The 6,637-nt window shown below is 72.6% G+C and carries 8 protein-coding genes; 2 read left to right on the forward strand and 6 right to left on the reverse strand.

All coding sequences use genetic code 11. From position 1 onward, the window contains the following. The 6 genes from VGD32_RS00310 to VGD32_RS00335 form a co-directional block, all read right to left on the reverse strand. On the reverse strand, nt 1–332 hold a 332-nt coding region (locus VGD32_RS00310; protein WP_331029914.1), incomplete at its 3' end, for an FAD:protein FMN transferase. 80 nt (nt 333–412) lie between these two features. Further along, nucleotides 413–1,213: a DUF4198 domain-containing protein gene (locus VGD32_RS00315; protein ID WP_331029915.1), complete on the reverse strand. Its 801-nt coding sequence runs from the start codon at nt 1,211–1,213 to the stop codon at nt 413–415. Nucleotides 1,214–1,224: 11 nt separating this feature from the next. Beyond that, nucleotides 1,225–1,731 (reverse strand): DUF2271 domain-containing protein, encoded by a 507-nt coding sequence (locus tag VGD32_RS00320; protein ID WP_331029916.1) that lies wholly within the window; start codon nt 1,729–1,731, stop codon nt 1,225–1,227. 18 nt (nt 1,732–1,749) lie between these two features. Next, complete coding sequence (locus tag VGD32_RS00325) at nt 1,750–2,400, reverse strand: PepSY-associated TM helix domain-containing protein (protein WP_331029917.1); 651 nt, start codon at nt 2,398–2,400, stop codon at nt 1,750–1,752. Nucleotides 2,401–2,452: 52 nt separating this feature from the next. Then, nucleotides 2,453–4,465, reverse strand: a complete 2,013-nt coding sequence (locus tag VGD32_RS00330; RefSeq protein WP_331029918.1) for a TonB-dependent receptor — start codon at nt 4,463–4,465, stop codon at nt 2,453–2,455. After that, nucleotides 4,462–5,883, reverse strand: coding sequence for a glutamate ligase domain-containing protein (locus VGD32_RS00335; RefSeq protein ID WP_331029919.1), 1,422 nt, complete (start codon nt 5,881–5,883; stop codon nt 4,462–4,464). The genes VGD32_RS00330 and VGD32_RS00335 overlap by 4 nt, the downstream gene beginning before the upstream one ends. 113 nt (nt 5,884–5,996) lie before the next feature. Here VGD32_RS00335 and VGD32_RS00340 point away from each other — a divergent pair, with 113 nt between their 5' ends. Together VGD32_RS00340 and VGD32_RS00345 are read left to right on the forward strand one after the other, a co-directional pair. Beyond that, entirely contained in the window at nt 5,997–6,320 is a 324-nt protein-coding gene (locus tag VGD32_RS00340; RefSeq protein ID WP_331029920.1) for a hypothetical protein, read from the forward strand. Beyond that, on the forward strand, nt 6,317–6,637 hold a 321-nt coding region (locus VGD32_RS00345; RefSeq protein WP_331029921.1), incomplete at its 3' end, for an LD-carboxypeptidase. The genes VGD32_RS00340 and VGD32_RS00345, both read left to right, overlap by 4 nt.

The raw sequence follows: 6,637 nt of genomic DNA on the forward strand, positions 1-6,637 counted from the left end.
AGGGCGCCAAGGGTCGGGTCGACCGCGCCGTTTGTGTCGTCCGCCAGCTCGAGCGCGGCGTTCAGCATGGCCCAGAACGGCTCGGACACGGCCCAGAAGCCTGGAGGGGCGGCGTTGAGGCGCGACAGTTCGGAGCGCGGCTCCCAGTGGCTGAACAGCAGGATGATCCGACCCAGCTCCTCCTCGATGGCGGACTGGAAGGCGGCGCGCGACGGGCCAAGAGGCGGCACGAGCCGGACCGCCCAGGTCGTGCCCATGGTTTCGCCGGCGAAGTCCCAGATCAGGTCCGACGGCGGGCGCGACGGCGCCTTGCCGTGGGTCGGGACCAGCACGCGGTTGTCCACGCGCGGGCCGCTGCCGCCGGTCGGACCCGGCGGCGGGGCGGGACGGTCAGGCGGGGCGCCGGCGTCGGTCAGGGCAGCACTTCCACGACGCCGTTGTACTGGGCGGTCGAGGCCATCTGGTCGCCGTTCGCGGGGGTGCGCACGGAGGCGTTCATCCAGTACATGCCCGGCTCGGGCCAGGTGACGGTGAAGGCGCCGTCCTCGCCCGTCCTGACCGTGATCTCCTCGGGATTGTCGCGGTAGCGCGTGCCGCCGCGGGCGACGGTGACGTCCAGGTCGGCGGCGGGCCGGCCGTCGCGGACCAGTCTGAACGTCGCGGGTTCGCCGGCGACCAGGTCGTTCGGGTGGGTGACGGGAACCAGTTCGATGCCCTCGCCGGTCGGCTGCAGGGCCTCCGTGGTCGGCGCGCCAAGGGTGACGAAGGTTTCGACGCGGCTGTCCGAACGGGTGGCGGTCACTTCGGTGGCCCCGGCCGGGACGTTGGCCGCGATATCGGCCTCGGCTCCGCGCCAGCGCCGGGTGGCGCCGTCGACCTTGTAGCTGACCACCACGCCGCCCATCACATTCGCGACCCGGTAGGTGCCGCGTTGCGTCAGGTGCAGGTCGAAGGTCGAGCGATAGCGGCTGCGCATGACGTTCTCCGGCGCGACCCTGGAGCCGTCCGGCGCGGTGATGACCAGGCCGTCGAGGCCCATGGCGGCGTGGTCCGGGATGAAGACGCCGTTGGACATGCCGGCGTCGAAGCCGACCCAGGCGTCCGTGCCCGAAAGCACGGTCGAGGTCGGGGCCAGCCATGCGCGGTGCGCCTGGGCCGTCATCGGCAGGGCCAGGGCGGCGATAGCGGTGAGGAGGGCGAGCGACTTCTTCATGGCGACGATCCTTAGCGGGTGACGGCGACGCTGACGGCGCCGAGTTCGGAGGAGCCCGAGGCCCGGGCGGTGTTGGCCGCGCCCCAGCGGAAGGGGACGCGGACCGCCTCGCGGCCGCCCTGCTCGCGGGCCGCCTCGACGACGAGGACGTAATCGCCGGCGGGCAGGCTGGAGAGGCGGGCGCCGGGCACGGACACGGTGTGCCGGCCGGGGGCCTTGGTGGCGCTGGAAATCCCGTCGGCGGGCAGGCTCAGCGAGCGGCCGCCGCGGCGCCACCAGGTGCGCATGTCCTTGAGCCAGTCCTCGCCCTCGGCGACGTTGGAGACCTCGTACCAGACCGCGAGCGTGCGCACGGCGGTGTTGTCGGGTCGCTCGATCCACACCGCGACATAGGGGCGGTGATAGGCGGCGACCGACAGGCGCGGAATCTCGATCGAGACGTTCAGGTCGGCGGCCAGGGCGGGACCGGCGAGGACGCTGGTTGCGGCGGCGGTGACGGCGAGTGTGAGGTTACGCATCGGAGGCTCGTGCGGCGATCAGTGGATGAACAGCAGGGCGATGACGGCGGGGATCAGCAGGCCGAGGCCGAGCAGCGGCCAGGTCGAGGGGCGCTGGCGGGCATGCAGCCAGGTCAGGCCGAAGCCGGTCAGGGCGAAGACCACGCAGGCGGCGGCGAAGACGTCGATGAACCAGTACCAGACCCGGCCGGTGTTGCGGCCCTTGTGCAGGTCGTTGAGCCAGGCGACCCAGCCGCGGGTGGTGCGTTCGCGCAGGGCCTCGCCGGTGGCGCGGTCGATGGTCAGCCAGCCGTCACCGCCCGGCTCGGGCAGGGCGACGTAGACCTCGTCGGCCGTGGTCTCGGTCGGCCTGCCGGCGATGCGGACCTTGAAGGCGTCTGCGGCCCAGCGGGCGACAGCATCAGGGACCGGGTCGGTGGTTTCGGCGGGGAAGGCCTCAAGGCGTTCCAGCAGGGGGGCGGGCAGGGTCGCGGTCCGTTCCACCGTGACCGGCTCGGCCGGAATTTGCGCGGCGTGGTTCAGGGTGATGCCCGTCGCCGCGAACAGCAGCAGGCCGATCAGGCTGACGGCGGCCGAGATCCAGTGCCACTGATGCAGCTGCTTGAGCCAGAACGAGCGTCTGGCGTTCAGGGCCTTCGGAGGCCTGGCGGGCGCGGCGGCGTCGGTCACGCCCGGCTTGTGCCGAAGTTGCGAACCGTTTGCAATAGAGGGATTCTACGGATCAGCGTGAGAGCCGGACCCCGACGCCGAAGGTGCGCGGAGGGCCGAAGCCGGCGACCCCGGTGGCGGTTTCGGACACCTCGACGTCGGCGTCGAACAGGTTGTCGGCGGCGAGCCAGATGGTCGCGGACGGCGTCACGGCCCAGTCGGCGCGCAGATCGACCGTGGCGGCGGCCTCGAGGACGCGGCTGTTGAGGTCGTCGTCGAAGCGGCGGCTCTCCCAGCGCAGGTCGGCGGCGAGGGCCAGGCGGTCCGCCGGTCGCCACTCCAGTCCGGCCGTGGCGCTCCAGATCGGAGCCTGAGCCGGGCGCAGGCCGGTCAGCTGAGGCGCCATGACGCCGCCGTCCACGCGGGCGTCGGTGGCGGACAGGGCGGCGCGGAGGGAGAGGGCGCCTGTGAGGTCGAGGCGACCGTCGAGTTCGACGCCCGCCGCATCGATGGTCCCGGCGTTCATGCGTCGGCGCAGTACGCCGCCGGCGGGCACGAAGCCTGCGCGGGGAAAGACGCCGGGGCCTTCGCCGATGGTGACGTTGACGATGGCGTCCTCGAGCCGGGTCCAGAAGGCGGTGGCGGCCAGGGAGGCGCGATCACCCGCCCAGGCCCAGCCCGCCTCGACGCCGGTGAGGCGTTCCGGCTCCAGGGCGGCGTTGGCCTCGGTCAGGTCGTTGCCGACGCGGAACGGGCGGTGCAGTTCGTTTAGGGTGGCGGGGCGGAAGCCGGTGTAGGCGGCCAGACGAAGCGCCTGTCCGTCACGGATCTGGCGGCGAACGGCGAGACGGGCGCTGGCCACCTCGCCGGAGCGGTCGGGATCGCTCTCGTCGAGCGTCGGCAGGCCGGTGGCGAGGTCGGTTTCGAGTCGGCGGCCGTTCTCGCTGCGCCAGCCGTCATAGCGGACGCCGCCGGCGACCAGCCAGGCGCCGGAGGTCCAGGAGCCCTCGCCGTAGAGGCCGGCCACCGAGGTCTCCCCGCCGGCGACGCGGCCGCGGGTGAAGGCGCCGGACATGAAGCGGAAGCGCTCGCGGGTCTCGCCTTCGCTGAAGCGGGCATCGGCGCCGAGCTCCCATTCGACGCGGGCGATCCCGCTGACGATCACGCGGCGCCAGGCGGCGTTGAGGCCCCACCCCGTGGCGGGGGTCTCGTACTGGTCGTTGGCGGGGGTGGTGGAGGCGCGGTCGGCGGCGACGGCGACGGCGCTGTTGGCCAGGTCGCTTTCCCGCCGCCAGACCTGCAGCCGCCAGCCGGGGCGGTCGGCGCGGGGCTGGAGGGCGACGGCGGCCGACAGGGCGTGGCCGCCGGCCTTGGCGCGGGCGCCGGCGAGGCCGGAGCCGCGCGTCTCCTCGAAGGTCGAGGCGCGCAGGGAGAGGGCGGCCTCGCCGAACGGAATGTCGGCGCGCAGGGCCGCAGCGCGAACGGCGAGATCCAGCGGGGTGTCGGCGGCGCCCGCGGCCGGGCCGCGCACGGGGACGTAGCCGTCGCTGGTCTCGTAGAGGGCTGAGGCGACGAGGCGGGCGGGGCCGAGGTCCGCCGCGCCCGAGGCGCCGAGGCGAGCCCCGCCGCGTTCGCCGGCCGAGGCGTCGAGCACCGCGCCCGTGTCCCGCTCGCGTAGCTGGATCACGCCGGTCAGGGCGCCGGCGCCCCAGGGACCGGCGCCGGAGCCGCGCACTACGTCGAGGCCGGACAGGCTTTCGGTCGGAACCTGCGACCAGATCACCCAGCCGCCGAACGGGTCGTTCAGCGGCGCGCCGTCGAGGGTGACGAGGGTGCGGCCGGCGCCGGACGGGGCGATGGCGCGCAGGGAGATGCCCTGGGTGGTGGGGTTGGCCGACTGGCTGGAGGTGCGGCGGAACAGGGAGACGGCCGGGACGGAGGCCAGGGCCTCGTCCAGCCGCGGCTGGTCGCGCAGGTCGGTGTCGTCGAGGCGGATGACGGAGAAGGCGGCCTCGCCGGCGGCGGGAGGCAGGCGGGCGCCGGTGACGACGACATCCGGCAGCGGGGGCGGGAGGTCCTGGATCATCCGCCCGAAGCGCGGAGGCGCTCCAGAAGCTCAACCGCGAAGGTCGACAAGGTGTCGTCGCGGGCGCCCATGACGACGATGCGGTCGCCGGGGCGGGCGAGGGCGACGAGGCGGTGGCCGCAGGCCTCGCGGGTGGGCAGGGCCTCGGCGCTGCGGCCGGCGGCGCGGACGCCGGAGGCGATATCCTCGCTGCCGACGCTGCGGTCGGTCGTGCCGCCGTAGTAGACGGGCTCGGGCATCAGCAGGAGGTCGTCGGGGCGAAGCAGGCCCGTGAAGCCGTCGATGAACTCGTCCTTCATCAGCCGCAGGGGGCCGAAGCCATGCGGCTGGAACAGGATCAGCAGCCGGCCGTCGAAGGCGTGCAGAGTCTTGAGCGTGGCGGCGATCTTGTCGGGGTTGTGGGCGAAGTCGTCGATGACGGTGACGCCGGCGGCGGTCCCGACCACCTCCATGCGCCGACGGATGCCGGCGAAGGTCTCCAGTGCGGCGACGGCCCGGTCGAGAGGCACGCCGACCGCCCGCGCGGCGCCGAGGGCGGCGAGAGCGTTGGCGACGTTGTGGGCGCCGGGGACGGGCAGGGCGACCGGACGGTCGAGACCGGTGGCGCGCTCGGTCAGCCGGAAGCGCATGCCGGTCGGCAGGGGCTCGAGGTCGTGGGCCGAGAGATCGGCGGTCCCGTTCCCGAGGGCGAAGGTGACAACGGCGCCGCCCCTCCCGGCCTCGACCATTTGCTGGGCCAGCGCCGCCGTCTCGGGATTGTCGAGGTTGAGGACGGCGGTGGCGGAGCGGGCGGTGAAGCCGCCGAACAGATCGCGCAACTCCTCCATCGACTTGTGGTCCAGCGAGATGTTGGAGACCACGGCCACCGTGGGGTCGTAGCGGGCGATGGAGCCGTCGGACTCGTCGACCTCGGAGACGAACAGGTCGGGCCCGCCGATCAGGGCGCTGGCGAACGGGTGGTCGGCGTCGGCGAAATTCGTCATCACCGCGCCGTTCATGACGGTGGGCTCGCGTCCGGCCTGATGGAGGATCCAGGCGATCATGCCGGTGATGGTCGACTTGCCGCTGGTGCCAGCGACGCCGATGGAGGCCGGGGCGGCGTTGAACAGCTGGCTGAGCAGCTCCGGTCGGGTGACGATGCGGGCGCCGGCGCGGCGGGCGGCGCCGACATCGGGCACGGTCTCCTCGATGGCGCCGGTGGCGACGACGGTCTGGGAGGCGCGGGTGACGCCGGAGCCGTCCTGGGGGTGCAGGGTCACGCCGTGGGCCTCGAGCCAGGCGAATTTCTCCGGCGTCCGGCCCTGGTCGCGCGAGCGGTCCGAGCCCTCGATGCGGCCGCCCCGCGCCTGCACGATCATCGCCAGCGGCAGCATGCCCGAGCCGCCGATGCCGCAGAAGAAATAGTCGTCGTTCGCCATCAGGGGTGACTAGGCGGGATCAGCGCGGCGGGGAAGAGGGGGCGCGAGGCGGATGGCTTCCAGAATGGCACGATGGGCCGTAGGCTTGGCCGATCGCGAGGATTCCACATCGGATGCCGACACCCCGAGACCCCAATTTCACGGACCGCCTGTTCGAGTTCTGCATGGGGAAAATGTCGCGTCATGAGCGGGCGCTGCTGGCGGCTGCGAGGCCTCCCAAATGGGTGCGGCTGATCTTTGGACTCATCGTCAGCGTCCTGACAGCCGCCTTTCTGATCGCAGTCATTCGGAGATGGTTGCCGTCGTCCTGGGCGCCGCCGTTCTGGCCGGCCTGGTCATTGTGCATCTTCCTGCTGATCGCCACGCAATTCGCTAAACGAGAGGTCTACCGTCAGTACGGCAAACGGGCCGCTGGCGGGCAATGGGATCACGTATGAAAATCGGCATCGTCAACGCCAGTTCGCGCTTCAGCCGGGAGCGGGCGGACGCCGTGCACGCGTGGTTCGAGACCCATGTTCCGGACGGCTCGATCAAGGTGGTGTTCCACCCGGCCAGCTTCGGCAAACATGGTCATTTCGGCGGCGACGACGCCAGCCGGGCGGCGGCCTTCGTCGAATACGCCAACGATCCGCGGCTGGACGCGGTGTGGTTCGCGCGGGGCGGATACGGCTCGTGCCGGATCGCCGAGGCGGTGCTGCCGCGACTGACCGACGTCGCGCGCAAGAAGCGGTATCTGGGCTATTCGGACGCGGGG

Source organism: Brevundimonas sp. (assembly GCF_036402095.1).
Lineage (GTDB): Bacteria > Pseudomonadota > Alphaproteobacteria > Caulobacterales > Caulobacteraceae > Brevundimonas.

Bases quoted from the DNA above. Each gene is read 5' to 3' on its own strand.
- VGD32_RS00315 (WP_331029915.1), bottom strand. From the start codon at position 1,213: ATGAAGAAGTCGCTCGCCCTCCTCACCGCTATCGCCGCCCTGGCCCTG.
- VGD32_RS00320 (WP_331029916.1), bottom strand. From the start codon at position 1,731: ATGCGTAACCTCACACTCGCCGTCACCGCCGCCGCAACCAGCGTCCTC.
- VGD32_RS00330 (WP_331029918.1), bottom strand. From the start codon at position 4,465: ATGATCCAGGACCTCCCGCCCCCGCTGCCGGATGTCGTCGTCACCGGC.
- VGD32_RS00335 (WP_331029919.1), bottom strand. From the start codon at position 5,883: ATGGCGAACGACGACTATTTCTTCTGCGGCATCGGCGGCTCGGGCATG.
- VGD32_RS00340 (WP_331029920.1), top strand. From the start codon at position 5,997: ATGCCGACACCCCGAGACCCCAATTTCACGGACCGCCTGTTCGAGTTC.